The organism is Nocardioides sp. Soil_C_8 (assembly GCF_057656315.1).
Map to the genome: position 1 here is coordinate 330,941 of NZ_JBDGKQ010000005.1, position 26,020 is coordinate 356,960.

The window sequence follows — 26,020 nt, forward strand, 5'->3', positions numbered from 1 at the left end:
ACGATCGAACCATGGCAAGCAAGGGCAACCCGCAGGGCCTCGAGCTCGCGCGCCAGAAGATGCGCGAGGCCGGGGTGGACGATGTCGCGATCGACACGTTCGCGCACTACTACCGACTCCTCGAGCACGGCGAGACCGGCATGATCGCCGAGGACTCCATCGAGCCGCTCGACATGGAGGCGCTGGCCGACGTCGAGGTCGACGAGGAGACCGCCGCGGAGGCCATCCGCAAGACGGCGGTCATCAAGCTCAACGGCGGGCTCGGCACGTCGATGGGCATGGAGCGCGCGAAGTCGCTGCTGTGCGTGCGCCGCGGCCTGAGCTTCCTCGACATCATCGCCCGGCAGGTGCTCCACCTCCGCCAGGAGTACGACGCCACGCTGCCGCTGCTGTTCATGAACTCCTTCCGCACCTCGGCCGACACGATGGCCGCGCTCGCCCGCTATGAGGACCTGCCGGTCGAGGGCCTGCCGCTGGAGTTCCTGCAGAACAAGGAGCCCAAGCTCCTCGCCGCCGACATGATGCCCGCGGCCTACCCGAAGCAGCCCGACCTCGAGTGGTGCCCGCCCGGCCACGGCGACATCTACACCGCGCTGCGCGGCACCGGCCTGCTGGCGCGGCTGCTCGACGCGGGCTACCGCTACGTCTTCGTCTCCAACTCCGACAACCTCGGCGCGGTGCCCGACGCGCGAGTGGCGGGCTGGTTCGCCCAGAGCGGGGCGCCGTTCGCCATCGAGGCGGTGCGGCGCACGCCCTCGGACCGCAAGGGCGGGCACTTCGCGCGGCGCAAGGCCGACGGCCGGATCGTGCTGCGCGAGTCGGCGCAGACGCTGGACGTCGACAAGGAGGCGCTGGCCGACCTCAACCGGCACAAGTACTGCTCGACCAACAACCTGTGGTTCGACCTGCAGGCGATGGTCGAGGCGCTCGACGCCCGTGGCGGCATCCTCGGCCTGCCGCTGATCAAGAACGTCAAGCACCTCGACCCGGCCGACAGCTCGACGCCGGAGGTCATCCAGATCGAGACCGCGATGGGCGCGGCGATCGAGGTGTTCGAGGGCGCGCTGACGATCGAGGTCGGCCGCGACCGGTTCGTCCCGGTGAAGACGACGGACGACCTGCTCGTCCTGCGCTCCGACGTCTACGACCTCGGCCGCGACTTCGTGCTCGACCAGGCCGGCGACGAGGTGCCGTTCGTGTCGCTCGACGGCGACTTCTACAAGCTGGTCGGCGACTTCGACAAGCGCTTCCCCGAGGGTGCCCCGTCGCTGCGCGAGGCCGAGTCGTTCACCGTCGAGGGCGACTGGACCTTCGGCAAGGGCGTCCGCGTCGTCGGCGACGTGGCGCTCGAGGCGGCAGCCGCCCAGCGCGTCGAGGGCGGCACCGTGCTGAGCCAGGACCCGCCCCGGGACACCGATGGCTGACCTGCTGCCCGTTGCCGACTACGTCGAGCGCATCCTCGCCACGACCTCCCCGCTGCCGGCCTTCCCGCAGCCCCTGATGGAGGCGCTCGGCCTGGCGCTGGCCGAGGACGTGGTCGCGCCGATCTCGCTGCCGAGCTTCGACAACTCCGCGATGGACGGCTACGCCGTGGTCGCCGAGGACGTCGCCGGCGCGAGCGAGGACGCCCCGGTCACCCTCCCCGTCGTCGGGGAGATCGGTGCCGGCCAGTCGTCGATCCTCGCCCTCTCGCCCGGCACCGCGGTCAAGATCATGACCGGCGCCCCGGTGCCCGCCGGTGCGACGACGGTCGTGCCCTACGAGTGGACCGACCGCGGCGTCGCGACCGTCCGGATCGACCGCCCGGCATCGCCCGGCCAGCACATCCGGCCGACCGGCGACGACATCACCGAGGGCGACATGCTCCTGGAGGAGGGCACGGTCCTCGGGCCGCGCCACCTCGGCATGCTCGCCGCCGTCGGCCGCGCGACCGTCCGGACCCGGCCCCGCCCGCGCGTCGTCGTCATCTCCACCGGCTCCGAGCTCCGCGACCCCGGTACGCCGCTGGGCCACGACTCGATCTACGACGGCAACTCCTACCTGCTGGCCGCCGCCGCCCGCGCTGCCGGTGCGATCGCCTACCGCGTGGGCATCGTCCCGGACGAGGCGCACGCCTTCACCGAGGCGCTGAGCGACCAGCTCGTCCGCGCCGACATCGTCGTGACGAGCGGGGGAGTGAGCGAGGGCGACTTCGACGTCGTCAAGGAGTCGCTGTCCCAGCACGGGACCATGTGGTTCGGCGGCGTCGGGATGCAGCCCGGGAAGCCGCAGGGATTCGGCACCGTCGGCGAGGACGACACCCCGGTCTTCACGCTGCCCGGCAACCCGGTCTCGTCCTACGTCTCCTTTGAGATGTTCGTGCTGCCCGCGATCCGCCGGATGATGGGCAAGCTGCCCTACGTCCGACCCGCCGGACGCGCCCGGCTCACGCACGGCCTCTCGTCGCCGGAGGGCAAGGTGCAGCTCGTGCGCGGCCACTACGAGACCGACCGCGGTGGCACCTTCGTCTCGCCCGTCGGCGGCCACGGCTCGCACCTCATCGGCGACCTGGCGACGGCGAACTGCCTCATCGAGGTGCCCGCCGACACCACCGCGATCCCGGCCGGCGAGATGGTCGCCATCCGCCGGCTCGACGAGGAGTTCTGATGGACGACCAGCACCGAGGCCGGCTCACCCACGTCGACGAGCACGGTGCGGCCCGGATGGTCGACGTCGGGGACAAGCCGGTCACGACCCGTACGGCGTCGGCCAGTGGCCGGGTCCTCGTCAGCCCTGCCGTGGTCGAGCTGCTGCGCGGCGAGGGCGTGCCCAAGGGCGACGCGCTGGCGGTGGCCCGCATCGCGGGGATCATGGGCGCCAAGCAGACGCCCGCGCTGGTCCCGCTGTGCCACCCGCTCGCGATCTCCGGCGTGACCGTCGACCTCGAGGTCACCGACGACTCCGTCGACATCGCCGCGACCGTCCGCACCACCGACCGCACCGGCGTCGAGATGGAGGCCCTGACCGCCGTGTCGGTCGCCGCGCTCACGGTCGTCGACATGGTCAAGGCGGTCGACAAGGCCGCGACCATCACCGACATCCGCGTCGAGGCCAAGTCCGGCGGCCGGTCCGGGGACTGGGCCCGATGAACCTGCCAGCGGCGGTCGTCGTCGCGTCCAACCGCGCCGCCGCCGGCACCTACGCCGACGAGACCGGGCCGCTGATCGCCGCCTGGCTGCGCGAGCAGGGCTTCGCGTGCGACGAGCCCGCGGTCGTGCCGGACGGCGACCCGGTGCGCGAGGCGATCGCTGCGGCCGTCGCTGCCGGCGCCAGGCTGGTGCTCACCACCGGCGGCACCGGCCTCACGCCCACCGACCGCACCCCGGAGGCCACGGCGCCGCTGCTCGACCGCGAGGTCCCCGGCATCGCCGAGGCGATCCGCGCCGCCGGCGTGGCCAAGGGGGTGCCGACCGCGATGCTGTCGCGCGGTCTCGCCGGGATCGCCGGCCACTGCCTGGTCGTCAACCTCCCCGGCTCCCGCGGCGGGGTCAAGGACGGCCTGGGCGTCCTCGAGCCCGTCGTGCGCCACGCCGTCGAGCAGGTCGTCGGGAGCGACCACTGAACCCCGCGACGCCCGGGTGGCCGGCCCGCCTCGCGTCCGGGGGCGTCGTGGTCCGCTCGCTGAAGAGGTCCGACGCCGACGAGTGGCAGGCCGTGCGCGCCCGCAACCACGACTGGCTGCGACCGTGGGACGCGACGGTGCCACCCGGCGCCGCGCCGCGCCCCTCGTCGTACAAGGTCGTCACCCGGTCGCTGCTCCACCAGGCCAAGCTCGGCCAGTGCCTGCCCTTCGTCATCGAGGTGGAGGGCCGCTTCGTCGGCCAGGTCACGGTGAGCAACGTCGCGCGCGGCTCAGCGCAGTGGGGCTCGATCGGCTACTGGGTGGCTGCCGAGGTCGCCGGGCGCGGGATCGCGCCCCGCGCGGTCGGCATGGTGATCGACCACTGCCTCGGTCCCGTCGGCCTCCACCGCGTGGAGATCTGCGTCCGCCCCGAGAACAGCAACTCCCTGCGGGTGGTGGAGAAGCTCGGCCTCGAGCAGGTCGGCTACGCCCCGCGCTTCCTGCACATCGACGGCGCCTGGCGAGACCACCGGATCTTCGCGGTGACCGCCGAGGAGGCCCCCGAGGGCGTGGTGGCGCGGCTCGAGACACACCAGTCACACCAGTAGTTCTGCGACACACCACTTGACATCCGCCTCGCCCACGCCGTCCGCTCCTACGCTTCGAGCGTGGACCTGAGCGCTCTCATCTTCGTCGCCCTTGCCGTGGCGTGGGCCGTCTACCTGATCCCCAAGGCCCTCAAGCACCACGACGAGGTCGTCCGCAGCCGTTCCGTCGAGAAGTTCTCCCACACGATGCGCGTCCTGGCCCGACGCGAGCCCGTCGACCGCCGCAACGCGCGCCTGGTCGTCTCGCCGATCCGCGCCGCACTCCGCCCGCCGGTCGAGACCAAGGCGCACGCCGAGCCGGAGGTCGTCGCAGCGTCCGTCACCACCGAGGTGACCCGCGAGGTCACCGCCACCGTCGCCCATGGTCGGACGTCGGGCCGTACGCCGTCGCGCCCTCTGTCGCCGGCCGCCGAGCGGGCGTCCGCCCGCCGGGCCGCGAAGCGTCGCCGCAACGTCCTGGCCCTGGTCCTGCTGGCCAACGCCGTCGTGGTCGGCCTCGCGGTGGCGAAGGTCGTCGCCTGGCCGTGGGTCGCCGCACCGGCGGCCGTGCTGGTCGCCTGGCTCGTGGCCTGCCGCCTGTCGGTCCGCGCCGAGCGCCGCCAGCGCGCCGCCCGCTCCGCGATCGAGATCGGCGTGCCGCCGGTCGTCGAGGAGGAGCTCGACGACTCCGACCTCACCGGCGAGATCACGGTGGCGCCGCCCCAGCCCCGCGTCCCCGACGCACCGGCCGAGCCCGCGCAGGCGTCACCGGCTGCCGACGCGCCGGCCGTGGTCACCGGCGAGGTCCCCGTCGTCGGCGGCTGGGACATGGTGCCCACCACGCTGCCGACCTACGTCAGCAAGCCGGCCGCGCAGCGGCGTACGGTCTCCACGATCGACCTCGACTCCACGGGTGTGTGGTCGAGCGGCCACAACGACGGCGACTCCGCCCTCGCCCGCTCCGCCGAGCAGTCCGCCAAGGCCGCGCGGGAGGCCGGCGAGACCCGCCGCGCCAGCGGCGCCTGAGCGTTCACCGGGTCGAGGTCCGCCCGGTGCCAGGGCGATTGGGTGGGCACCGAACCGCTCGTGTATCTTGGCGTCGCGCCTTCGGGTGCATGGGGCTGTGGCGCAGTTGGTAGCGCGTCTCGTTCGCAATGAGAAGGTCAGGGGTTCGAATCCCCTCAGCTCCACCAGACGATGAGCCCGCAGGTCCCGCGACCTGCGGGCTCGTCCGCGTCCTGACCCGCCCACCGGCCGTCACGACCCGGCCAGGTCCCTGACGGCGTCGACCACCAGGAAGGCGCCGATCACCAGGGCGGCCACCGCGAAGACGGCGGGACCCGAGGCGATCGCCCGGTCCCGGAGGCGCGTCAGGTATGCCTCGGCCTCACCGGGTCGCCTGGAGTAGAAGAGGTACATCCCTCCGACGCTGGCCGTGGAGGCCACCGTGAAGCACGCGAACGCGATCAGGGTGACGAGGCCCTGCACGTGGTGGCGGGCCAGGTAGATCGCGGCGGCGGTCGTGATGGCCCACGGCTGCTTGAGGACGCCGAGCAGCGTCGCGCCGCGGGGACTGAGGTGGTCCAGCCGGCCGAACACCTTCTTCGACCCCAGGCCGTTGGAGGTCGCCGACGGCACTCCTCGACGCCGCCACTGGCGTGCGCCCACCACGACCAGGGCGCATCCTGCCAGCAGCTCGAGCACCAGGATCCCGGTCCGTCCGTTCCCCTGCTGGGTGGTGCGGGAGGAGCCGGCGACGTAGCTGACGGTGAAGACGACGACCAGGGACACCGCCCATCCCACGAGGAAAGCCGCCGCGTTGGCGCGAGGCCTCGCGGTCGCGAGCACCAGGATGAACACGACGATGGTGGCCGGGGACAGGCTCGCCATCAGTCCCATCATCAAGATCGCGAGGATCAATCCCATGGCGGCGTCCGGCCTTGTCTGAGCGGGCAGCAGCTGCCCCGAGGATCGGCCGTCGAGGCGGCCGGTTCTTGGGGTCACGGTGGCACTCCGTCGGGCGCTCCGCCTCACCATTTCCGTGTGATGCACACTGGTTCGCGGGCTCCCTATCGTGAGCCCATGCCAACGCCGCCGTCTGCCGCTCGAGGACGATCCGCGACGGGTACGGGGGCTCCGACCTCCGCGACCTCCGCGACCTCCGCGACCTCGGCGCTGCCGCGTGCGGTCGTCGTGCTGCTCGGGGTCGTCGGCGTCGTCGCCCTGGCGATCGGCATCAAGGCGGCGGCGGGGATCATCGCTCCGTCGATGCTCGCCCTCGTGCTCACGATCGCGGTGCTGCCGCTCCGCCGGTGGACCGTGAAGCACGGCTGGCCGAGCTGGTTGGCCACGCTGGCCGCCCTGGTGGGCGCGTACCTCATCCTGCTGGTGATGGTGGTCGGCACCGCCGTGTGCATGATCAGGTTCGCCGACCTGCTGCCGTCGTACGCCGCGCAGGCGAAGGACCTCACCAAGAGCGTCGAGAACGGACTGGCGGACCTCGGCCTCGACACCAGCTCCACGAGCGCGGCGCTCTCGAAGCTGGACCCGACGAAGCTGGCGAGCTACGTCGCCGGTCTGGTCGAGGCGACGTTCGGGTTCCTCGGCTTCCTGTTCTTCCTGGTGACCCTGATGTTCTTCTTCGTGGTCGCCGTCGCCGGCTTCGGGCCGCGCGTCACCGCCCTCCGGCGCTCGAAGCCGGGACTCGCCGCCGCTCTCGGCACGTTCGTGAGCGGTTCGCAGACCTACCTGCTGATGTCGGCCCTGTTCGGCGCGATCGTCGGGGTGCTCGACGCCGGCGCCCTGTGGCTGCTGGGCGTCCCCCTCCCGCTGGTGTGGGGCTTCTTCTCGTTCCTCACGAACTTCATCCCCAACATCGGCTTCGTCATCGGCGTCATCCCGCCGGCCTTCCTGGCGCTGCTCGACGACGGCTGGCAGGGCCTGCTGTGGGTGGTCGTGGTCTACAGCCTCCTCAACGTGACGATCCAGACCTTCATCCAGCCCCGGGTCGTCGGCAACTCCGTGGGGCTGAGTGCCGAGATCACCTTCATGTCGCTGGTCGTGTGGACGTTCCTGCTCGGAGCCCTCGGCGCGCTCCTCGCCGTGCCGATGACGCTGCTCATGCGAGCGTTGTTCATCGACTCCGACCCCCGGGCCGCCTGGGTGGCCCCGCTGATCGACGCCAAGGTGGAGGACGAGCCAGCGCCCGGGTGAACCGCCGCGCTCACTCGTCGGGCACGAGCTCCTCGCGGCTCCTGGCGGCGACAGGGCCGCGGTCGGCCGGCGCCACTGCCGGCGCGATCTCCGGCTCGGTGATCCCGCGTCGGTGGCCGAGGTGGCGGAGGATGTCGCGCAGGGCCACGTGCAGCGCGTCCGCCCCGACCACCCTCTCCGCAGGGAACGGGAGGTCGGTCGGCACGACGATGCAGGCACGGTCCTGCCAGCCGCCCAGGCCGCCGTGGCACCCGACGAGTCCCTCGAACGCGGCCACCTCCTCGGTCCCGGGGTCGAGGCGGCTGTTGGCGTAGATGTCCGGCGCCTCGGGCCGGTGGGCGACACGACGGACGAACTCGGGCGCGTGCGGACCGAAGGGCAGGAGCGGGTCCTCGCCCTCCACCGTGCCGTCGTCGAGCCGGTGCAGCCCGGCAGCGCCCAGGGCGACCGGCCCGTCGTCGTCCATGACGACCACGAAGCCCACGCCGGGGTGGGCGGCCAGCCCGGGGACCAGCGCGGGGAACCGCCGGGACAGCTCGGCGCGGGTCAGCTGCTCCTTCTCGCCGCGCACGTAGATGAGCCCCAGGTTGCCCGAGCCGAACACGTGGAAGGTCTCGTCGTGCACGGTGCCCCTGTGTGCGGTCGCGCGGCCCCGTGGGTGGGCGGACGACACGACGTCGGGCTCGTTGCGGTCCCCCTTGTCCATCGCCCGCCCCGCCGACTCCATGGTCCTGCCCGTGACGCCACCGGACGAGGAGAGCTCGTCGACCAGGGCCCGGGTGCGTCCCCAGCCCTCGACGTCGTCGTCCGAGGCGGCCACGTCCGACTCCGCCAGCCGCGAGACCAGCGACGCCAGGTCCTCGCCGTACCGGTCGGCGAACGTCGCGCCCTGGGCCTGGCCGTGGTCGGAGAGGACGACGAACCGGTAGCTCCTCGGCGCCGCCCTGGCCACGGTCTCCAGCTGGCGCAGCACGCCGTCGACCGCCTCGAGCGCCTCGAGGCTCTCGGGACGCAGCATGCCGGCGTGGTGCGCGATCTCGTCGTAGTCCACGAAGTCGACGTAGATCGACTTGGTGCCGCTCAGCATGTGCTGGGCGACCAGGATGGTGTTGAGGTCGCGGAGCGCCCCGTTGGTGACGCACCGCAGCAGCGCGGTCTCCCACGTGCGCTCGCACCGAGGTTGGACGTCCCGGCGGATGCCGCGCTTGGCCTGGAAGCGGTCGCGTGCCAGCTCGGACATCGATCGTGAGATGCCCCGGGTCAGTCCGGACGGCGACATGACGAACTCGGCGACCGCGCGCCTCGCCGCCTCCGCACCGCGGGCGCGGCGGCTCATGGTCAGCACCGCCGACGGCGCGTCGCCGGTGAACAGGTTGCTGATGCTGACCCCGTCGTCGACCAGGAGCCCCTTGCCGGTCGTCAGGTCGGCCTCGATGACCGCTGCGTCCGCCGGCTTGTTGGCCACCAGCACCCGGTCGTTCGCACGGTCGTACCAGCGGAAGGCGGGGATCCCGTCGATCACCCCGTGCAGGATCCCCATCTGGCTCGCGGGTGTCGTGGCGGGCAGCTTCGGCGTCCACTCGTGCAGGCGGTGGCTGCCCGACCTGACCCACCGGGTCAGCGTCGGCACCGTGCCGGCCGTGATGGCCATCTGCAGGACGGGGAACGGGACGCCGTCCAGCTGCACGAAGACCACCCCCTCGGTGTCCGGGTCCGCCAGCTTGGCCGGGTGGCGGGCCGAGGAGACGAGTCGGGAGACCAGCACCTGTGAGGTCCCGGCGCTGCCGAACCACCCCAGCACCGTGCTGACCAGGCCGATCGCGACAGCCACGACGAGCGCGGTCCAGAAGTCGTCGATGGTGACGCGGGGCAGGATCTTCCCCGCGACCAGCACGACGGCGGCCTGGCCGCCGAACGCGAGCACCAGCACCCCCACCCATCCCAGGCGGACCGCCGCTCCGACGAGCAACGGCTGGAGCACGACGCCCACGAGTGCCAGCACCGCGGAGAAGACGAACGGGCCCGCGGGCTCGTCGACGTGGAACCCCGGCAGGAGCCAGTCGCACAGCCAGACCGCCGGCACGATCACCAGCACCGACACCAGGAACGAGAGGACCGGCGCGTACCACGGCCGTCGCAGCGTCTCCCGGGCGAGCTGGCCGGCGATCGTCGCCGACGGCGCCGGGCCGGGGCCGTCGCCCCCATCGGGAGGCGGAGAGGTACCAGCGTTCGTCGAGGTCACGGACCCATTGCAGTCGCCGGGGGCCGGGTCCGCCTCACTCATATCGTGTGAGTCGACGTGCGCAGTCCCCACGAGGCCCGCCACGGCGCTCCCGGCTCCAGCTCGAGGAGGTCCGTGCCGGTGCGGAACGCGTCCGGCGGACACGTCATCGGCTCGACGGCGACGGCCGTGCGCCGTCGGTGCGGCTCGCCCACCTGGTCCCCCGTGTAGACCATGAGGTAGCGGAACGCCTGGTCGACCCAGAGCTCCACGGCCCGTCCGTCCGCGGGGTCGCCCAGACGAGCCGTAGCACGTCCGTCGCGTCCGAGCACGAGGTCGGCGAACGCCACGTCCAGCTCCTCCGGTCCGATCCTGCGTGGCTGCCGGAAGTCGTGGCGGGTCCCGGCCACAGGGGTCGGCCCCGGCACGCCGGCCGGAGCGTCCGGATCGACCCAGGCAGCAGCCGGGACGGTCAGGTCGAGCTCGTCGACCGCGCGCGTACCGAGGGTCAGGTAGGGGTGGAACCCGAGCCCGAACGGCGCCGGGTCACGACCGGCGTTCACCGCCTCGAACGTCACCGCCAGCCCCGGCTCCTCGAGCGCGTAGGTGACCCGCAGGTGGAGATGCCACTCGTAACCGGGTTGCGGGCGCACCTCGCAGGAGAGGGTGACCGCGGCGGGGTCCCGCTCTACGAGGGTCCAGTCGAGCCACCGCACACCAGGCCGTGGATGGCGTCGTGCCGACCGATCTCGTTCAGCGGCGCCTGGCAGGCGCGACCGCGGTACTCGTAGCGACCGTCGGTGAGCCGGTTGGGCCAGGGCGCGAGGACCTGTCCCCGGCCATCGGTGGCGCGTACGCCGACGTCGAAGCCGTCGACCACGTCCAGTGCCCCGACCCGGTAGCGGCGCAGGGTCGCACCGACCTGCGTGACCACCGCCTCGGAGTCGCGATGCGCCAGGACGTGCTGCTCACCCGAGGGCGGGACCGGCATGCGCGCCTGCCTCCCGACGGACATCTCAGGTGAGCTCGTCGATGATCTCGGCGGCGATGATGCGTCCGGCGGCCTCGATGAGGGCGAGGTGTGAGAACGCCTGCGGGAAGTTCCCGAGGTGCCGGCCGGTCTCGACGTCGAACTCCTCGGCGAAGAGCCCGAGCGGTGACGCCACCCGGAGGAGGCGCTCCATCAGGTCCTGGGCGCGCTGTTCCTCGCCGATGATCGACAGCGCGGACACCAGCCAGAACGAGCAGATGAGGAAGGTCCCCTCCTTGCCGGACAGCCCGTCGTCGGTCTCGTCGGTGCGGTAGCGGAGCACGAACCCGTTCTCGGTGAGCTCGTCGGCGATCGCGAGCACGCTGGCGCGCAGCCGCTCGTCGGTGGGCGGGAGGAACCCGAACAGCGCCGCCAGCAGCGTCGACGCGTCCAGCGCGTCGGTCTGGTAGTGCTGGCGCAGGACGCCGCGCTCGTCGACACCGTTCTCGAGGATGTCGGCCTTGATGTCGTCGGCGACCGCCCGCCAGGTCACCCGGAGCTCCGCATCGCCGATGATCTCGGCGAGCTTCGACGCCCGGTCCAGCGCGACCCATCCCATGAGCTTCGACGACACGTAGTGCTGCGGCGCGCCACGGGCCTCCCAGATGCCTTGGTCGGGCTCCTGCCACACCTCGGCGGCACAGCGAGCCTGCGACTGGACGATCGGCCACAGCCGTCGGGGGAGGCGCTGGCTGCGGCGGGTGTGCAGCAGCACGGAGTCCAGCACGGCACCGAACACGTCGTTCTGGCGCTGGTCGTACGCCCCGTTCCCGATCCGCACCGGTCGAGCACCCGCGTAGCCCGACAGGTCGTCGCGCGTGGACTCCGTCAGGTCGCGCCGGCCGTCGATGCCGTACATGATCTGCAGGGCTCCCGACTCGGTCGGCTCGAGGTCGGCGACGAACTGCATGAACTCGTCGGCCTCCCAGTCCAGGTTGAGGAAGTGCAGCGCCTGCAGCGTGAAGGTCGTGTCGCGCATCCAGGTGTAGCGGTAGTCCCAGTTCCGCTCGCCGCCGGGCGTCTCCGGCAGCGAGGTCGTGAGCGCCGCGACCGTGGCGCCGGTCGGCATGTAGGTCAGGCCCTTGATGGTCAGGGCCGAGCGCTGGATCGGGTCGCGCCACCGGTGGTCGGGCATCCGCGCGCGTCCGAGCCACGCGCGCCAGAACCGGACGGTCGCGTCGATCCGGGCGTTCGCCTCGTCGACGTCGCCCGGCGCGGTCAGTCCGTCGGCCCACGACAGGGCGCAGAAGCACTCCTCGCCGGCGGAGAGCACGTGTCGGGCCCGGACCCTGTTGCCCTCCACCCCGAGCGCGAGGTCGGTGCTCAGCCGCATCGTCTGGCCGGCGGCGGTCGCGTCGGCGGCGTGGCGCCCGTCGTCGACCAGGGCCCAGTCCGCCGCCGTCCGTCCGTAGTCGAAGACCGGCTCGCAGACCAGGTCCAGCTCGACGGTCCCCGACAGGCAGCGGACCGTCCGCACCAGGAGGTGGTCGGCGTCGTCGTCGGTCGGGGGCCGGGTGTGCGGCGTCACCACGTCGTCGGTCGTGCGCGGGCCCATCGTCAACGCGTCGCGGACCACCACCCACCCGGACGGCGTCTTCCACGTCGTCTCGAGGACGTTCGTGCCGGGCACGTACGCCCGCGACGTCGGGTGGTTGATGCCGAAGGGACCGAGCCGGAAGTAGCCCGCCTGGCGGTCGAGCAGGGTGCCGAACACGCTGGGGGAGTCGAAGCTCGGGAGGCACAGCCAGTCGACGGCCCCGTCGGGCGCCACCAGGGCGCCGGTGTGGCAGTCGGAGAGGAACGCGTAGTCGGCGATGGGCGGAAACGGCGACGGCGCCGCGGCGCTCTGGGGCATCGAGTCGGACGTCGAGTCGCTCATGACGCGACCCACGGGGCGTGCCAGCCGCCGACGTCGGCCGTCAGCCGATCGGCTTCGGCCGGTCCCCAGGACCCCGGGGAGTACGGATGGACCGGGGGTGGTGCGTCGAGGAGCGGCTGCATGACCCGCCACGTCTCGTCGACCCCGTCCTGCCGGGTGAACCGGGTGCTGTCGCCGCGCAGGGCAGCGTGCAGGAGCACCTCGTACGGCGTCGCGCCCTCACCGCCCTGGTCGGCGAACTCCATGTCCAGGTCGATCCTGCCGACGGCCGAGAGGTCGCTGCGCCGCGCGTCCAGGACGACGCGGATACCCGTCGACGGGTCGAGCTTGACGACCACCTGGTTCGGCTCCGTCTGTGGTCCCAGGACGCCGAAGCCGAGCTTCGGCGGGCGTTTGAAGACGAGCCGCAGCTCGGTCTGCGTCACCGGCAGCCGCTTCCCGGTCCGGATGAAGAACGGCACACCCGACCACCGCCAGTTCTCGATCTCGATCCGCATCGCGGCGTAGGTCTCCGTCGTCGAGTCCGGTGCCACGCCGTCGATGTCGAGGTAGCCGGCGTACTGCCCCCGGACGTAGTGGGCCGGGTCCGCCTCGACGACCGCCTTGAACAGGCTCACCTGGGCGTCCTTGATCGACGTCAGGTCGCCCCGCGACGGGGCCTCCATCGCGGCGGCCGACACGACCTGCATGAGGTGGTTGACCACGACGTCGCGCATCGCACCGACCGGGTCGTAGAAGTGACCGCGGTCCTCGACCCCGAAGTCCTCCGACATGTTGATCTGCACGTGGGAGACGTAGGTGCGGTTCCACACCGGCTCGAGGATCGCGTTCGCGAAGCGCAGGTGGAGGATCTCGTCGATCCCCATCTTCCCGAGGTAGTGGTCGATGCGGAACAGCTGCGACTCGTCGATGTACTGGTGGAGCTCGTCGGCGAGCTCGTCCGCGGAGGCCCGGTCGTGCCCGAACGGCTTCTCCACGACCACCCGGGCCGACCGGGTGAGGCCGGCGTCGGCGAGGTTGTGGACCACCGTGCCGAACAGGAAGGGCGGGATCTCCAGGTAGAAGACCGGGCACTCGGCGCCCGTGACGGCGTCGGCGACCCGCTGGTAGGTGCTGGGGTCGGTGAAGTCGCCGTGCACGTACGACAGCCGACCGGTGAACCGGTCGAACACCCCGGGGTCGATCACCTCGCCCGTGCCCTCGATCGACTCGCGGGCGCGCGCGACGAGCTGCTCGACGCTCCAGTCGTCGACGGCGACGCCCACGATCGGACAGTCCAGCAGGCCGCGGGCCTCCAGCCGGTACAACGACCGGAAGGTCATCACCCTCGCCAGGTCGCCCGTGATCCCGAAGACCACGAGGACGTCCGCCGGGTGCTGGTCGGGGCGCTGTGTCGGTGCCACCGTCGGATGATCCGGCCTGCAGCTGGTCAAGACATCCCCCGCATCAGGTGATGCCCGGACTGCGGTGGGTGGGGGATCGTCGCCGGGACCGCTCGCAAGAGAGGTGCTCGACATGGCGGACGACCAGCACTACGACGTGGTGATCATCGGGACGGGAGCCGGGGGAGGGACCCTCGGGCACCGCCTCGCCATGCGGGGCGCCAAGGTGCTGTGGCTCGAGCGTGGGCACTTCCTCCCCAGGGAGCGCGACAACTGGGAGACACAGGCGGTGTTCGTCCGCGGCAAGTACCTCGCACCGGAGGTCTGGTACGACGGACACGGGCGCGACTTCCAGCCCGAGGTCAACTACTACGTCGGTGGCAACACGAAGTTCTACGGGGCCGCGCTCTTCCGGTTGCGACCGGAGGACTTCGGCCAGCTGCGCCACCACGGCGGCATCTCGCCGGCCTGGCCCATCTCCTACGACGACCTCGAGCCCTACTACACCGAGGCGGAGCACCTGTACCGCGTGCACGGGGAGCACGGCGAGGACCCCAGCGAGGGCCACGCCAGCGCCCAGTACCCGCACCCGCCGGTCGCCCACGAGCCCCGCATCCAGCAGCTGAGCGACGACCTCGAGAAGCAGGGGTTGCACCCCTTCCACCTGCCCATCGGGGTGAACCTCCAGGAGGCACGACCCGGCGTGGCCGCACACGGGAGCGCGTGCATCCGCTGCGACCGCGTCGACGGCTTCCCGTGCCTGCTCGACGCCAAGTCGGACGCGCAGGTCATCTGCGTCGACCCCGTGCTGTCACGGGACAACGTCACCCTCGTGACGGGCGCGCACGTGCAGCGGCTCGAGACGGACGCGTCCGGCCGCACGGTCACCGGCGTGGTCACCACGCTGGACGACGGCTCGGTCACCACGTTCACCGGCGACCTCGTGGTGGTCTCCTGTGGTGCCGTGAACTCGGCGGCCCTCCTGCTGAGGTCGCACGACGATCGCCACCCCGACGGCCTGGCCAACAACTCGGGGGTGGTCGGCCGCCACTACATGAGGCACAACAACGTCGCCCTCATGGCCGTCTCGCGGGAGCCCAACCCCACCCGGTTCCAGAAGACGCTCGCGATGAACGACTGGTACCTGGGCGCGGACGACTGGGACTTCCCCCTCGGCGGCATGCAGATGCTCGGCAAGTCCGACGACGAGGAGATCCACGGCCAGGCGCCGCGGTGGGCCGGTCGGCTCTCACCGGACCTGCCCTTCGAGGTCCTGGCGCACCACGCCGTGGACTTCTGGCTCTGCGGGGAGGACCTCCCGCTGCCCGAGAGCCGGGTGACGGTCGACCGCGACGGAGCCATCCACCTGAACGTCGAGGAGAAGAACAACGTCGAGGGCGTCAACCGCCTGCGCCACAAGCTCGACGCGATGCTCGACGAGCTGGGCATGCAGAAGCACCACCTGCTGGACCGCAGCCTCTACCTCCACAAGAGCATGCCCATCGGTGCCACGGCCCACCAGGCCGGCACCGTCAGGTTCGGCCACGACCCGGCCTCGAACGCCCTCGACGTGAACTGCAAGGCCCACGACCTGGACAACCTCTACGTGGTCGACACGAGCTTCTTCCCCAGCATCGGCGCCGTGAACCCCTCCCTGACCGCCATCGCCAACGCGCTCCGGGTCGGCGACCACATCGCCGAGCGCATCGCCTGAGACCGCGTCACGATGCCCGACTCCGCGATTCACCAGGTCGTCATCGTCGGTGGCGGCTTCGGCGGGCTGTTCGCAGCGAAGTTCCTGCGCCGGGCGCCCGTCGCGGTGACGCTCGTGGACGCCCGTAACTACCACCTCTTCCAGCCGCTGCTCTACCAGCTGGCGACCGGCATCCTGTCCGAGGGGGAGGTGGCGCCGCCCCTCAGGGACGTCCTGCGGCGGCACGCCAACGTGACCGTCGAGATGGCCACGGTCGAACGCTTCGACCTCACCGCCCGTACCGTCACCGCACGGCGCCCCGACGGCACGACGCGCGCCTACCCGTACGACAGCCTCATCGTCGCCGCCGGCGCGGCGCAGTCGTACTTCGGGCACGACGACTTCGCCCGCTTCGCCCCCGGCATGAAGACGATCGACGACGCGTTGGAGCTGCGTGGGCGGATCTTCGGCGCCTTCGAGATGGCGGAGAACGAGGACGACCCCGAGGCCCGACGCGCCTGGCTCACCTTCGTGGTGGTCGGCGGCGGACCCACCGGCGTCGAGATCGCAGGTCAGATCGCCGAGCTGGCCCGGACCGGCCTGAAGGGCAACTTCCGTCGCATCGATCCCGACGACGCCGAGGTCCTGCTGGTCGACGGCGGCAAGGAGATCCTCGCGACGTTCGGCGACCGCCTCTCCGGGAAGGCGGCAGCCGAGCTGCGCCGCCTCGGGGTGACGATCCGCACCCGGTCCGTCGTCACGGACGTCGACCCGTTCGGGGTCGACGTGCGCGGGCCGGACGGGGCGACCGAGCGGATCGTGTGCCGGACCAAGATCTGGGCGGCCGGTGTCCAGGCCTCACCGCTGGCCCGCCTGCTGGCCGAGGCCGGCGGGGCCACGTGCGACCGTGCCGGCCGCATCGTCGTCGACGAGGACTGCACCCTTCCGGGCCACCCCGAGGTGTTCGCGATCGGCGACATGATGGCGCTCCGCGACCTTCCCGGCGTCGCCGAGGTCGCGATGCAGTCGGGCATCCACGCCGCCAACACGATCAAGCGGCGCCTGCGCGGCGAGGAGGCGGCGACGTTCACCTACCGCGACCTCGGGAGCATGGCCACCATCTCCCGCTTCCACGCCGTCGTCAGCTTCCGGAAGCTGCGGCTGTCCGGGTTCGTCGGATGGCTGATGTGGCTCGCGGTCCACATCACGTTCCTGACGGGGTTCAAGAACCGGCTCTCGGCGCTGTTCCACTGGACCCGCACCTTCGGGGGCGGCGGTCGCGCGGAGCGCACCATCACCGTTCGTCAGACGGTCGGTCGAGCGGTCCTCGAGCGGGCCGGTGAGGACGACATCTCGGCGGTCGTCCCCCCGTTCGAGCGATCCGACGACGCCGGCGGTGCCGACCCTCCGGGGAGGGGCGAGGCGTGATGGCGGAAGTCCTGACGCTCGTCCTGTCCCACACCGTCCTCGCGATCGACCCGGTGCCGTGGGCGCGGTCGCAGATGGCGTTCACGCTGGCCTTCCACATCATCCTCGTGCCGTTGGGCGTGTCGTGGTCCGTGATGGCACTGATCGCCAACTACCGCGGGATCAGGCACGACGACGCGGACGCGATGCTGCTGGCGCAGCGATGGACGAAGTACATGGCGGTCACCTTCGCCGTCGGTGCGGTGACCGGGACCGTGCTCTCGTTCGAGTTCGGGCTGCTGTGGCCGAAGTTCATGGGGCAGTGGGGCGCGGCGTTCGGCGTGCCGTTCGCCTTCGAGGGGATCTTCTTCTTCGCCGAGGCGGTGTTCATCTCCATCTACATCTTCGGGTGGCGCCGCCTGAAGCCGTGGACCCACTTCTGGACCGGGGTCCCCATCGCCGTCGCCGGAGTCCTCGGCAGCATCTCGGTCGTCGCTGCCAACGCCTGGATGAACTCGCCCGAGGGCGTGACGCTCGACTCCTCGGGCCGGGTCACCGACGTCGACCCGCTCAGGGTGATCTTCAACGACGCGATGCCGCTGATGGCGGCGCACATGGTGGTCGCGGCCTACCTGGTCGGCGGCTTCATGGTGGCCTCGGTGTACGCCGTGGGGATGCTGCGCGGGCGCACCGACCACTACCACCGCACCGGGTTCATCATCGCGTTCACGGTGGCCGCGATCGCGACGCCGGTGCAGATGGGCGTCGGTGACGGCCTGGCGCGCTGGGTCTACGACAACCAGCCCACCAAGTTCGCTGCGATCGAGATGGTCCCGAAGACCAGCAGCGACGTGCCGGAGGTGCTCCTCGGGCACCTGAACTCCGAGGGCGAGGTGGTCGGTGGCCTGCCGATCCCGGGCCTGGCGTCGTTCCTCTCCGATCCCGGCACGGGCAGGTCGACGGTGGTCCAGGGCCTCGAGGAGACGCCGGCCGCGGACCGGCCCACCAACCGCCAGGTCAACGTGGTCCACCTCGCCTGGGACATCATGGTCGGCCTGGGCACGTTGCTGTTCCTGCTGACGCTCTGGTGGTGGGCGGCCTGGGTCTTCCGGCGGGACATGCCCCGGAGCAGGTGGTTCCTGCGGGTCTCGGCAACGACCGGGGTGCTCGCGGTGATCACCATGGAGGCGGGCTGGGTCGTCAGCGAGGTCGGACGACAGCCGTGGATCGTCTACGAGAAGATGAAGGTCGAGGACGCCGCCACCGGCAACACCGGCATCTGGATCACGTTCATCGGCGTCGTGCTGCTCTACGCCGGCCTGGGCGTGACGACCATCCTCGTGCTGAGGCAGATGAGCCGCCGGTTCCGGGCAGGCGACCGCAGCGGCGAGGCGGACGTGCCGTACGGGCCGAACGACCCGGACCCGTCCTCGCCCGCGGACGACGACAAGGTCCCGGTCTGATGGCCACCACGGCTGCCGTCATCCTCTTCGTCGCGGTCACCGCCTACGCGGTCTTCGGCGGTGCCGACTTCGGAGCCGGGTTCTGGGACCTCGTGGCCGGGGGCAGCAGGCGCGGGCGGCGGCCGCGCGGGGTCATCGACCACGCCATCGCCCCTGTGTGGGAGGCCAACCACGTGTGGCTGATCTTCGTCTTCGTGCTGCTGTGGACCTGCTTCCCCGAGGCGTACGCATCCATCACCCTGACGATGTTCGTCCCGCTGACCCTCGCCGCGCTCGGCATCGTGCTGCGGGGAGCGAGCTTCGCGTTCCGCAAGGCGGTGTTCGCGACCCGCGACCGACGCAACTTCGGCGCAGCGTTCGCGGTCTCCTCGGTGCTGGTGCCGTACTGCTTCGGTGCGGTGGTCGGCGGCATCGCCTCGGGCCGGGTCCCGGCGGGGGGCAAGGCGGGCGACCCGTGGGACAGCTGGGTGAACCCGACGTCCGTGGTCGTCGGGGTCCTGGTGGTGTGCCTCGACGCCTACCTGGCCGCGTTCTTCCTGGTCCGCGACGCGGACCGGCTCTCGGACGAGGGGATGGTCGCCTACTTCCGTCGCCGGGCGACCGTAGCGGCGGTCGCGGCCGGCCTCGCGGCCGCGGTCGGCATCGTCGTGCTGCAGCGCGACGCCGAGTACCTCTTCGACGGCCTCACGTCGCGAGCCCTGGTGCTGGTGGTGCTGTCCGCGGTGTCGGGCGTGACCGCGCTCGTGCTGGTCGCGCGCGCCGCCCGTCGGGGAGCCCGGCTGGCCGCGGTCGGGGCGGTCGTCAGCATGGTCGTCGCCTGGGGCGTGGCCCAGTGGGACTACGTGCTCCCGGAGTCGCTCACCGTCGCCGCGGCAGCTGCGCCGAACGGAACGATCACCGCGGTGCTGGTCGCCACGGGCCTCGCGGCAGTGCTGATCGTGCCGGCCTTCGTGCTCCTCTACGTCCTGGACCAGAGGTCGCTGCTGCCCGAGGAGGGCATGCCCGAGACCGTGGCAGGACGGCCGACCACGTGAACGGGGGACGAGATGACCACTGAGCGAACCCCCTCTGCTGGCGCTCCGGACGCGCCGTCGGAGGCACCCCAGCGCGCCGGGCTGGTGCTGGCGGCCCTGATCCTCGGCGCGGCCGTGGCGAACCTCAACCTCGCCGTCGCCAACGTCGCGCTGCCCTCGATCGGCAAGGCCTTCGACTCGTCCCAGACGTCGCTGAACCTGGTCGCCGTCGGCTACTCGCTGGGCCTGGCGGCCTCCGTGCTCTACCTCGGCGCCGTCGGCGACCGGTACGGCCGCAAGATGATGCTCGTCCTGGGCGTCACCCTGTCGATCCCTGCCTGCCTGGTCGCGGCGTACGCCCCGAGCGACACGGTACTGATCGTGGCCCGCGTCCTCGGCGGCGTCTCCGCCGGCATGGCGTACCCCACCACCTTGGCGTTGATCGCGGCGCTGTGGACCGGGGAGGGCAGGACCAGGACGATCGCGCTGTGGTCGGCCCTCGGCGGCGCCACCTCGTCCCTGGGGCCCCTCATGTCCGGCTTCCTGCTCGAGCAATTCTGGTGGGGCTCGGTGTTCCTCGTCACGCTGCCGCTGGCCGCGCTCGCGCTGGTGATGGCCGTGGTCTTCGTGCCCGGTCACGTCAACGAGGGCACCGAGCCGGTCGACAACGTGGGTGGCGTCCTCTCGGTGCTGATGATCGGCGCGCTCGTGGTCGGCATCAACTTCGCTGCCGTGCCCGGCTCCACGACGCTGCTGGTCGCGATGGGGGTGACCGTGCTGGCCGCAGGCGGAGCCTTCGTGCTGCGCCAGCGGCGTGCTCCCAACCCGCTCTACGACCTCGACGTGGCCTCGCGCCGCGTGTTCTGGGTCGCCGCGCTCGCCGGCATCATCGTGTTCGGCTCTCTGATGGGAGCGATGTTCATCGGTCAGCAGTTCCTGCAGAACGTGCTCGACTACTCCACCCTGGAGGCCGGGACGGCGATCATCCCAGCGGCGGTGATGATGGTGCTGATCGCACCGCGCTCGGCCAAGATGGTCGACTCCCGCGGGGCGCGCTTCACGCTGCTCACCGGCTACGTCTTCGTGCTGCTCGGGTTCCTCACCATGCTGCTGCTGTGGCAGGAGGGGAGCGCCTACTGGCAGGTCGCCCTGGGCTACGCGCTGGTCGGCGCCGGCGTCGGCTTCGCGGGCACGCCGGCCTCCCACTCGCTGACGGGGGCGGTACCGGTGCGGCGCGTCGGGATGGCGTCCGGGACCGCCGACCTGCAACGCGACCTCGGCGGGGCGATCATGCAGAGCATCTTCGGCGCCCTGCTCGTGGCGGGCTACGCCTCGGCGTTCACCTCGGCCATCGGCAGCTCCTCCGAGGCCGGCAAGGTGTCCGACAGCACCGAGGCGGCGCTCACCAAGTCGTTCGACAGCGCGGCCGCCGTGGCCCAGATGGACCCGACGTACGCCAGCCAGATCACCGCCGCCGCCAAGGAGTCGTTCCTCGCAGGCGACCAGTGGGCCTACACGGCCGGGATAGTGGCGGTCCTCCTCGGCGCCGCGCTCGTCGCGACGATGTTCCCCGGCAGGAAGCGCGAGGAGGAGCTCCTGGCGGCCTACCTGGCCGAGGACTCGGCGGGGCGCTCGACCTGACGTGCGCTGCGGTCGAGGGCGACGGCAAGACCCGGGAAGAACATCACCGACAGGACGCCGGCGCCGACGAGTGCCGCCGCGTTCTCCGGCAGCATGTGTCCGCTCTCCAGCCCCACGCTCGCGAGAGCCACCAGCAGGGGGAGCGACGTCGCCGTGAGCAGCGTCATCTGGACGCGCTGGCGCACGCCCAGGTCGCGTCGGTACAGGACGATCGAGGGAAGGCCCCGCACCACCAGCAGCAGCACGAAGAAGGCCACCAGGCGGAGCGGAGCATCCCGGATCGATGCCAGGTCCAGGCTCATGCCGGAGGAGACGAAGAAGACGGGGATGAAAAACCCGTACCCGACGGCATCGAGCTTGCCCTCCAGGGCCGCCACGTCGCCGGGGGCCCAGCGGCGGAGGATCACGCCGGCGAGGAACGCGCCGAGCACCACGTCGATGCCGACGTCGCTCGCGAGCACGAGGAGCCCGAAGAGGAGCAGCAGGGTGAGCCGAAGCGTGATCTGCGACGTCGCGTGCTCGCTCCTGCGGGAGATCGCCCTGATCCGGGGCAACCGGGCCACCCGTGGCAGCCACGCGAGACCCAGCGCAACCGCGCACATCACCACCAGCGAGACCATGCCGGCCAGGCGACCCTGCGAACCGAGGAAGATCGCGATGCCGGCGATCGGCAGGAACTCGCCCACCGCACCGGCAGGCATGATGAACCGACCCAGGGGGCCGTCGAGCATGTCGTTGTCGCGCAGGATCGGCAGCAGCGTGCCCAGCGCCGTCGTGGTGAGCGCGAGCGCGACCGGCACGAAGGCGTGCACCAGGCCGGCCGCCGCCAACGCACCGGTCACGCCGAGCGAGAGACCCGCACTCACCGTCCAGCCCGCCACGGCTAGCCGTCCCGATCGCTCCCGGAAGTGGTCGAGCTCCAGCTCGTAGCCGGCGAGCAGGAACAGGAAGCCCAGCCCGACGTTGGCCACCAGCTCCACCGACTCCGGCTTCGCGAGTCCGAGGACCTGCGGCCCGATCAGGGCGCCACCCGCGATCAGCACCACCACCTGCGGCACCAGCAACCGCGCCAGGAACGCGCTGACGAAGGGCGCGGCGAGCGCGACGACCGAGACCACCAGGAGGGCCTGCAGCTCCGTCTCGACGTCCATCCGCCCACCTCCCGCAACCGGCGCGCGCCGCTCACGTCGCGGGGACGCCGAGGTGGCACAGGTCGTGGTCCAGATCGTGGCCGAGCCAGGAAGCGCCGACATCCTCCGCCGGGGGTGAAGCCCCCGCCCGGCGCGTGGACGGCGCGAGGTGGTCGAGACCACCCCCCACCCCGGATCGGGGATATCGATCCCGCGCGCTTGCACCCTTTCGGGTGAGCCCGGGATCCTCGGGACGTGGCTCGCCTCCTGCGTTCCGTGGGCTCGTGGTGCGCCCGCCACGGTCTCGTGGTCATCGCGATCTGGGCGCTGCTCGGCATCGGCGTCGGTGCCGCGGTGGCGACCTTCGGCGCCCAGACCAACAACGACCTATCCCTCCCGGGCACGGACAGCCAGGCGGCCAAGGACCTGCTGGAGGGGCGCTTCCCGCCGCAGCAGAACGGTGTGAACCCGATCGTCTTCGACGTCTCGACGGGCAAGCTGACCGACGACGACACGAAGCACGCGGTGTCCACGTCGGTCAAGGCGATCGCCGCCGTGCCCCACGTCGCCAGCGTGACCAACCCGGTCAGCAGCGACGGGAAGACCGCGGGACTGGTGTCCGAGGACAGCCAGACGGCCTTCGCTCCGGTGCTCCTCGACATCGGCTCGGGCGACCTGACGCCCGAGCTCGCCCAGCAGGTCCTGGATGCGACGGCGCCCGCCTCGAAGGCCGGCATCACGGTCGCCGCCGGCGGGTCCATCGGCTCGACGCTGTCGACCGACGACTCCGAGATCAGCGAGGTCGTCGGCATCGTCGCCGCGATGATCATCCTCACGCTGGTGCTGGGCAGCCTGGTGGCGATGGGGCTGCCGATCATCACCGCCGTGGTGGGGCTCGCCGTGGCCCTGGGTGTCGTGGGACTGCTGGGGCACGCCGTGGCCATCCCGTCCAGCGGCCCGACGCTCGCCACCATGATCGGGCTGGGCGTCGGCATCGACTACGCCCTCTTCCTCATCACTCGCCACCAGGAGCACCTTCGCGCGGGCCTGTCGACGGTCGACTCCGCCGCGCAGGCCGTGGCGTCCTCCGGCAGCGCCATCGTGTTCGCCGGCTGCACCGTCGTCATCGCCCTGCTCTCCCTGGGGGTCGCGGGCATCCCGCTGGTCAGCGCCCTGGGGCTGGCGTCCGCCATCGCCGTCGTCGCAGCCGTGCTCGTCGCCATCACCCTGCTCCCGGCGTTCCTGGGACTGCTCGGCCACCGGATCGCCTGGTTGTCGCTGCCGGCCTTCATGCGGCCGCGGAGCAGCCGCCGCGCCGGGGTGTGGGTCCGCTGGTCGGGCGTCGTCCGCCGGCACCCCGTCGTCGTCGCAGTCCTGTCGCTCGCGGCGCTGGTGCCGCTGATCATCCCCGTCTTCGCCCTCGAGCTCGGCCAGGAGGACGTCGGTGCGACGTCTCCGGAGACGACCGAGCGGCAGGCGTACGACCTGGTCACCGACGGGTTCGGGGTGGGCTACAACGGCCCCCTCCAGGTCGCGTCGGCCCTCGACCCCGTGGCGGCGCCGAGCGCGGCGTACACCCGGAAGTACGACAAGGCGCAGTCGATGAAGGCTGACCTGAAGCAGAAGCAGAAGGACCTGACCGCCCAGGAGAAGCAGCTCCAGCGGCAGCAGCGGCAGCTGGAGGCGCAGCAGCAGTCCCTCGAGGAGCAACAGGCACAGCTCGAGGGCCAGGAGGCCACGCTCGAGGAGCAGGCCGGCCAGCTCCAGGGCGAGCAGGCCGCCCTCGAGCGCCAGGCCGCGGCGCTGCGGGCCGAGCAGCGCCGGCTCGAGACGGCGCAGACGAGGCTGGAGGCCCAAGCCTCCGCGCTGGAACGGCGGGCCCGCGCGCTGGCCGGCCGGATCAGGTCCCTGACCCGGGACCTCGCTCGGCTCGGGGTGCGCGAGCGAGTGCTCCAGCGTCGCATCCAGCGCGCCGAGGGCAACCCGGTCCGGGTCGCGCGGCTGCGCGTCCGGCTGGTCGGGGTCCGCGAGCGCCAGGTCGAGGTGCGAGCGCAGCTGCGTCCGCTCCCCGCCCAGGCGCGGCGGATCGCGGCGCAGGCCCGGCGGCTGCGGACCGAGGCCGCTCGGCTCCAGCAGCAGGCCGACGCGCTGCAGCGCCGGGCCGCCGACCTCCAGCGGCAGAAGACTTCGTTGGAGCAGCAGGCCGCGGGGCTCCAGCGCGAGGCAGACGCGCTGCAGCGGCAGGCGGACTCGTTGCGTCGACAGGGCAACGACCTCCAGCAGCAGGCGTCCCGGCTCCAGGACCAGGCCGACGACCTCAAGGCACAGCAGGCCCAGGCCGAGCAGGAGCAGGAGCAGGCCGAGAAGCTCAAGCAGCAGCTCACCGCCATGGTCACCACCGCCGGTGGTGACCCGCGCGGCACCGACCCGCGCGTCGTGAACCTCCAGAAGGGCTTGTCGGCCACGTCCGGAGTGGTGGCGCTGACCCCACCGCAGCTGAACGAGAAGGGCGACGTGGTGCTGCTCTCGGCCGTCCCGGAGACCGCGCCCGCCTCCGACGACACCGCCGACCTCGTCGTGCACGTGCGCGACACCGTCCTGCCGGACACCAACGAGGCGGGTGGCATCACGTCGCACGTCGGCGGCTACACGGCGTCGTACGTCGACCTGGCCACGCTCATCTCCGCGCGGCTGCTGCTGGTCATCGGCACGGTCATCCTGCTCGGGTTCCTGCTGCTGATGGTCGCGTTCCGCTCGCTGCTGATCCCGCTGCAGGCGGCGATCACCAACGTCCTCTCGGCCGCCGCCGCGTTCGGGGTGCTGACCGCCGCCTTCCAGTGGGGCTGGGGGATCTCGTTGCTGGGCATCGACACCGCCGACGGGTCCGTGCCGATCGCCAGCTACGTGCCGCTGATGATGTTCGCCGGTCTCTTCGGGCTGTCGATGGACTACGAGGTGTTCCTCGTCAGCCACGTGCAGCAGCACCACCACGCCGGAGAGGAGGCGCGCGAGGCGGTCCAGGCGGCGCTGGCGTCGAGCGCGCGCATCACGACGGCGGCGGCGTTGATCATGGCATCGGTCTTCGCCAGCTTCATCCTCAACGACGACCCCACGATCAAGCAGTTCGGCGTCGGGTTGTCGGTGGCGGTGCTGCTCGCCGGCATCCTCGTCGTGACGTTGGCGCCGGCGATGCTCGTGCTCTTCGGCCGGGCGGCCTGGTGGCTGCCGCGCTGGCTGGACCGGGTCCTGCCCCACGTCTCGATCGAGGGCGAGGCGGCCGTCACCCCGGTGCGGCAGCCCGTGGACACGTCGGGGGATCGGGTGACGGCGCGCCCGTGAGGTTCCTTATGCCCAGGAAATCGGACGCATGCGGCTGTTCGAACGGGGTACGGCGACGGGTCGGGGGCTCCCTCACCGGACAGAGCGCACCATGCGAGACCCCCTCGGCCGACGGCCCCTCACCTCGCCTGCTCCCTGCAGACGACGGGGCACGCCACGGCCGTCGGGGGTCGTCCTGCGTGCCCGTGCGCCGCCCGTCGCGGCGTACTGCCGTCATGTCCGAAACCCCACCCCCGCTCCACGAGGAACCACCATGAACGAGCACCTCCGCCGACACGGGCCCGCCGGGCTCGCCCTCGGCGTCATCGCCACCCTCGCCATCGCTGCGAGCGCCCGGTCCGCCCCGGCTCCGAGCGACGACCTGGAGAGCCGGGTCACCGCGCTCGAGCAACGGGTGACCGCGCTCGAGGAGGGCCAGTCG

General features: G+C 71.8%; 20 protein-coding genes and 1 tRNA gene. 14 read left to right on the forward strand and 7 right to left on the reverse strand.

Annotation, left to right across the window (positions count from 1 at the left end; translation table 11 throughout):
- The first annotated feature begins 11 nt into the window (after window positions 1-11).
- The 7 genes from AC3A3L_RS21085 (at window position 12) to AC3A3L_RS21115 (ending at window position 5,381) form a co-directional block, all read left to right on the forward strand.
- Window positions 12-1,424, forward strand: a complete 1,413-nt coding sequence (locus tag AC3A3L_RS21085) for a UTP--glucose-1-phosphate uridylyltransferase (protein WP_487642004.1) — start codon at window positions 12-14, stop codon at window positions 1,422-1,424.
- On the forward strand, window positions 1,417-2,646 hold the full coding sequence (gene glp / locus AC3A3L_RS21090) for a molybdotransferase-like divisome protein Glp (protein WP_487642005.1): 1,230 nt from the start codon (window positions 1,417-1,419) through the stop codon (window positions 2,644-2,646). The genes AC3A3L_RS21085 and glp overlap by 8 nt, the downstream gene beginning before the upstream one ends.
- Window positions 2,646-3,128, forward strand: coding sequence for a cyclic pyranopterin monophosphate synthase MoaC (gene moaC, locus AC3A3L_RS21095; RefSeq protein WP_487642006.1), 483 nt, complete (start codon window positions 2,646-2,648; stop codon window positions 3,126-3,128). Before glp ends, moaC begins: the two co-directional genes overlap by 1 nt.
- Complete coding sequence (locus AC3A3L_RS21100) at window positions 3,125-3,601, forward strand: MogA/MoaB family molybdenum cofactor biosynthesis protein (RefSeq protein ID WP_487642007.1); 477 nt, start codon at window positions 3,125-3,127, stop codon at window positions 3,599-3,601. The genes moaC and AC3A3L_RS21100 overlap by 4 nt, the downstream gene beginning before the upstream one ends.
- Before the next feature lie 47 nt (window positions 3,602-3,648).
- Entirely contained in the window at window positions 3,649-4,209 is a 561-nt protein-coding gene (locus AC3A3L_RS21105; protein ID WP_487642008.1) for a GNAT family N-acetyltransferase, read from the forward strand.
- A 60-nt stretch (window positions 4,210-4,269) separates the two neighbouring features.
- Complete coding sequence (gene sepX / locus AC3A3L_RS21110; RefSeq protein WP_487642009.1) at window positions 4,270-5,214, forward strand: divisome protein SepX/GlpR; 945 nt, start codon at window positions 4,270-4,272, stop codon at window positions 5,212-5,214.
- Window positions 5,215-5,305: 91 nt separating this feature from the next.
- Window positions 5,306-5,381 (forward strand) — tRNA-Ala (locus AC3A3L_RS21115).
- Between the two features lie 64 nt (window positions 5,382-5,445).
- On the opposite strand, the gene AC3A3L_RS21120 is transcribed toward AC3A3L_RS21115, so the two are convergent.
- Complete coding sequence (locus AC3A3L_RS21120; protein WP_487642010.1) at window positions 5,446-6,225, reverse strand: GAP family protein; 780 nt, start codon at window positions 6,223-6,225, stop codon at window positions 5,446-5,448.
- A 45-nt stretch (window positions 6,226-6,270) separates the two neighbouring features.
- Here AC3A3L_RS21120 and AC3A3L_RS21125 point away from each other — a divergent pair, with 45 nt between their 5' ends.
- Window positions 6,271-7,401: an AI-2E family transporter gene (locus AC3A3L_RS21125; RefSeq protein ID WP_487642011.1), complete on the forward strand. Its 1,131-nt coding sequence runs from the start codon at window positions 6,271-6,273 to the stop codon at window positions 7,399-7,401.
- Between the two features lie 10 nt (window positions 7,402-7,411).
- Here AC3A3L_RS21125 and AC3A3L_RS21130 read toward each other — a convergent pair whose 3' ends face one another.
- From AC3A3L_RS21130 to zwf, 5 genes are read right to left on the reverse strand one after another with little or no spacing between them, the layout of a single operon-like run.
- Window positions 7,412-9,643 (reverse strand): alkaline phosphatase family protein, encoded by a 2,232-nt coding sequence (locus AC3A3L_RS21130; RefSeq protein WP_487642012.1) that lies wholly within the window; start codon window positions 9,641-9,643, stop codon window positions 7,412-7,414.
- Window positions 9,644-9,681: 38 nt separating this feature from the next.
- Window positions 9,682-10,275, reverse strand: coding sequence for an aldose epimerase family protein (locus AC3A3L_RS21135; RefSeq protein ID WP_487642013.1), 594 nt, complete (start codon window positions 10,273-10,275; stop codon window positions 9,682-9,684).
- Between the two features lie 35 nt (window positions 10,276-10,310).
- Window positions 10,311-10,613 carry an aldose epimerase family protein gene (locus AC3A3L_RS21140; protein ID WP_487642014.1) on the reverse strand — a complete coding sequence of 101 codons (303 nt, stop codon included), beginning with the start codon at window positions 10,611-10,613 and terminating at the stop codon, window positions 10,311-10,313.
- Between the two features lie 25 nt (window positions 10,614-10,638).
- Window positions 10,639-12,531, reverse strand: coding sequence for a glycoside hydrolase family 15 protein (locus AC3A3L_RS21145; protein WP_487642015.1), 1,893 nt, complete (start codon window positions 12,529-12,531; stop codon window positions 10,639-10,641).
- Window positions 12,528-13,934: a glucose-6-phosphate dehydrogenase gene (gene zwf / locus AC3A3L_RS21150; RefSeq protein ID WP_487642016.1), complete on the reverse strand. Its 1,407-nt coding sequence runs from the start codon at window positions 13,932-13,934 to the stop codon at window positions 12,528-12,530. The genes AC3A3L_RS21145 and zwf overlap by 4 nt, the downstream gene beginning before the upstream one ends.
- 112 nt (window positions 13,935-14,046) lie before the next feature.
- On the opposite strand from zwf, the gene AC3A3L_RS21155 reads away from it, so the two are divergent.
- From AC3A3L_RS21155 to AC3A3L_RS21175, 5 genes are read left to right on the forward strand one after another with little or no spacing between them, the layout of a single operon-like run.
- Window positions 14,047-15,627, forward strand: coding sequence for a GMC oxidoreductase (locus AC3A3L_RS21155; protein ID WP_487642017.1), 1,581 nt, complete (start codon window positions 14,047-14,049; stop codon window positions 15,625-15,627).
- A gap of 12 nt (window positions 15,628-15,639) precedes the next feature.
- The gene (locus AC3A3L_RS21160) at window positions 15,640-17,034 is read left to right on the forward strand and encodes an NAD(P)/FAD-dependent oxidoreductase (RefSeq protein WP_487642018.1); all 1,395 of its coding nucleotides are present in this window, start codon (window positions 15,640-15,642) and stop codon (window positions 17,032-17,034) included.
- The gene (locus AC3A3L_RS21165) at window positions 17,034-18,476 is read left to right on the forward strand and encodes a cytochrome ubiquinol oxidase subunit I (protein ID WP_487642027.1); all 1,443 of its coding nucleotides are present in this window, start codon (window positions 17,034-17,036) and stop codon (window positions 18,474-18,476) included. The genes AC3A3L_RS21160 and AC3A3L_RS21165 overlap by 1 nt, the downstream gene beginning before the upstream one ends.
- Window positions 18,476-19,510 carry a cytochrome d ubiquinol oxidase subunit II gene (locus tag AC3A3L_RS21170; RefSeq protein ID WP_487642019.1) on the forward strand — a complete coding sequence of 345 codons (1,035 nt, stop codon included), beginning with the start codon at window positions 18,476-18,478 and terminating at the stop codon, window positions 19,508-19,510. The genes AC3A3L_RS21165 and AC3A3L_RS21170 overlap by 1 nt, the downstream gene beginning before the upstream one ends.
- A 12-nt stretch (window positions 19,511-19,522) precedes the next feature.
- Complete coding sequence (locus AC3A3L_RS21175; RefSeq protein WP_487642020.1) at window positions 19,523-21,130, forward strand: MFS transporter; 1,608 nt, start codon at window positions 19,523-19,525, stop codon at window positions 21,128-21,130.
- Here the strand turns inward: AC3A3L_RS21175 and AC3A3L_RS21180 are convergent.
- Window positions 21,094-22,281: a cation:proton antiporter gene (locus tag AC3A3L_RS21180; protein WP_487642021.1), complete on the reverse strand. Its 1,188-nt coding sequence runs from the start codon at window positions 22,279-22,281 to the stop codon at window positions 21,094-21,096. The two genes, AC3A3L_RS21175 and AC3A3L_RS21180, sit on opposite strands and share 37 nt — an antisense overlap.
- Window positions 22,282-22,515: 234 nt before the next feature.
- Here AC3A3L_RS21180 and AC3A3L_RS21185 point away from each other — a divergent pair, with 234 nt between their 5' ends.
- Entirely contained in the window at window positions 22,516-25,599 is a 3,084-nt protein-coding gene (locus AC3A3L_RS21185; protein ID WP_487642022.1) for an MMPL family transporter, read from the forward strand.
- The last annotated feature ends 421 nt before the right edge of the window (window positions 25,600-26,020 follow it).

Excerpts from the sequence above, each read along its gene's own strand:
- AC3A3L_RS21165 (WP_487642027.1), top strand. The coding sequence starts at position 17,034 with ATGGCGGAAGTCCTGACGCTCGTCCTGTCCCACACCGTCCTCGCGATC.
- glp (WP_487642005.1), top strand. The coding sequence starts at position 1,417 with ATGGCTGACCTGCTGCCCGTTGCCGACTACGTCGAGCGCATCCTCGCC.
- AC3A3L_RS21120 (WP_487642010.1), bottom strand. The coding sequence starts at position 6,225 with ATGGTGAGGCGGAGCGCCCGACGGAGTGCCACCGTGACCCCAAGAACC.
- AC3A3L_RS21085 (WP_487642004.1), top strand. The coding sequence starts at position 12 with ATGGCAAGCAAGGGCAACCCGCAGGGCCTCGAGCTCGCGCGCCAGAAG.
- AC3A3L_RS21125 (WP_487642011.1), top strand. The coding sequence starts at position 6,271 with ATGCCAACGCCGCCGTCTGCCGCTCGAGGACGATCCGCGACGGGTACG.
- AC3A3L_RS21170 (WP_487642019.1), top strand. The coding sequence starts at position 18,476 with ATGGCCACCACGGCTGCCGTCATCCTCTTCGTCGCGGTCACCGCCTAC.
- AC3A3L_RS21160 (WP_487642018.1), top strand. The coding sequence starts at position 15,640 with ATGCCCGACTCCGCGATTCACCAGGTCGTCATCGTCGGTGGCGGCTTC.
- moaC (WP_487642006.1), top strand. The coding sequence starts at position 2,646 with ATGGACGACCAGCACCGAGGCCGGCTCACCCACGTCGACGAGCACGGT.
- AC3A3L_RS21145 (WP_487642015.1), bottom strand. The coding sequence starts at position 12,531 with ATGAGCGACTCGACGTCCGACTCGATGCCCCAGAGCGCCGCGGCGCCG.
- AC3A3L_RS21100 (WP_487642007.1), top strand. The coding sequence starts at position 3,125 with ATGAACCTGCCAGCGGCGGTCGTCGTCGCGTCCAACCGCGCCGCCGCC.
- AC3A3L_RS21140 (WP_487642014.1), bottom strand. The coding sequence starts at position 10,613 with ATGCCGGTCCCGCCCTCGGGTGAGCAGCACGTCCTGGCGCATCGCGAC.
- AC3A3L_RS21175 (WP_487642020.1), top strand. The coding sequence starts at position 19,523 with ATGACCACTGAGCGAACCCCCTCTGCTGGCGCTCCGGACGCGCCGTCG.
- AC3A3L_RS21155 (WP_487642017.1), top strand. The coding sequence starts at position 14,047 with ATGGCGGACGACCAGCACTACGACGTGGTGATCATCGGGACGGGAGCC.
- AC3A3L_RS21180 (WP_487642021.1), bottom strand. The coding sequence starts at position 22,281 with ATGGACGTCGAGACGGAGCTGCAGGCCCTCCTGGTGGTCTCGGTCGTC.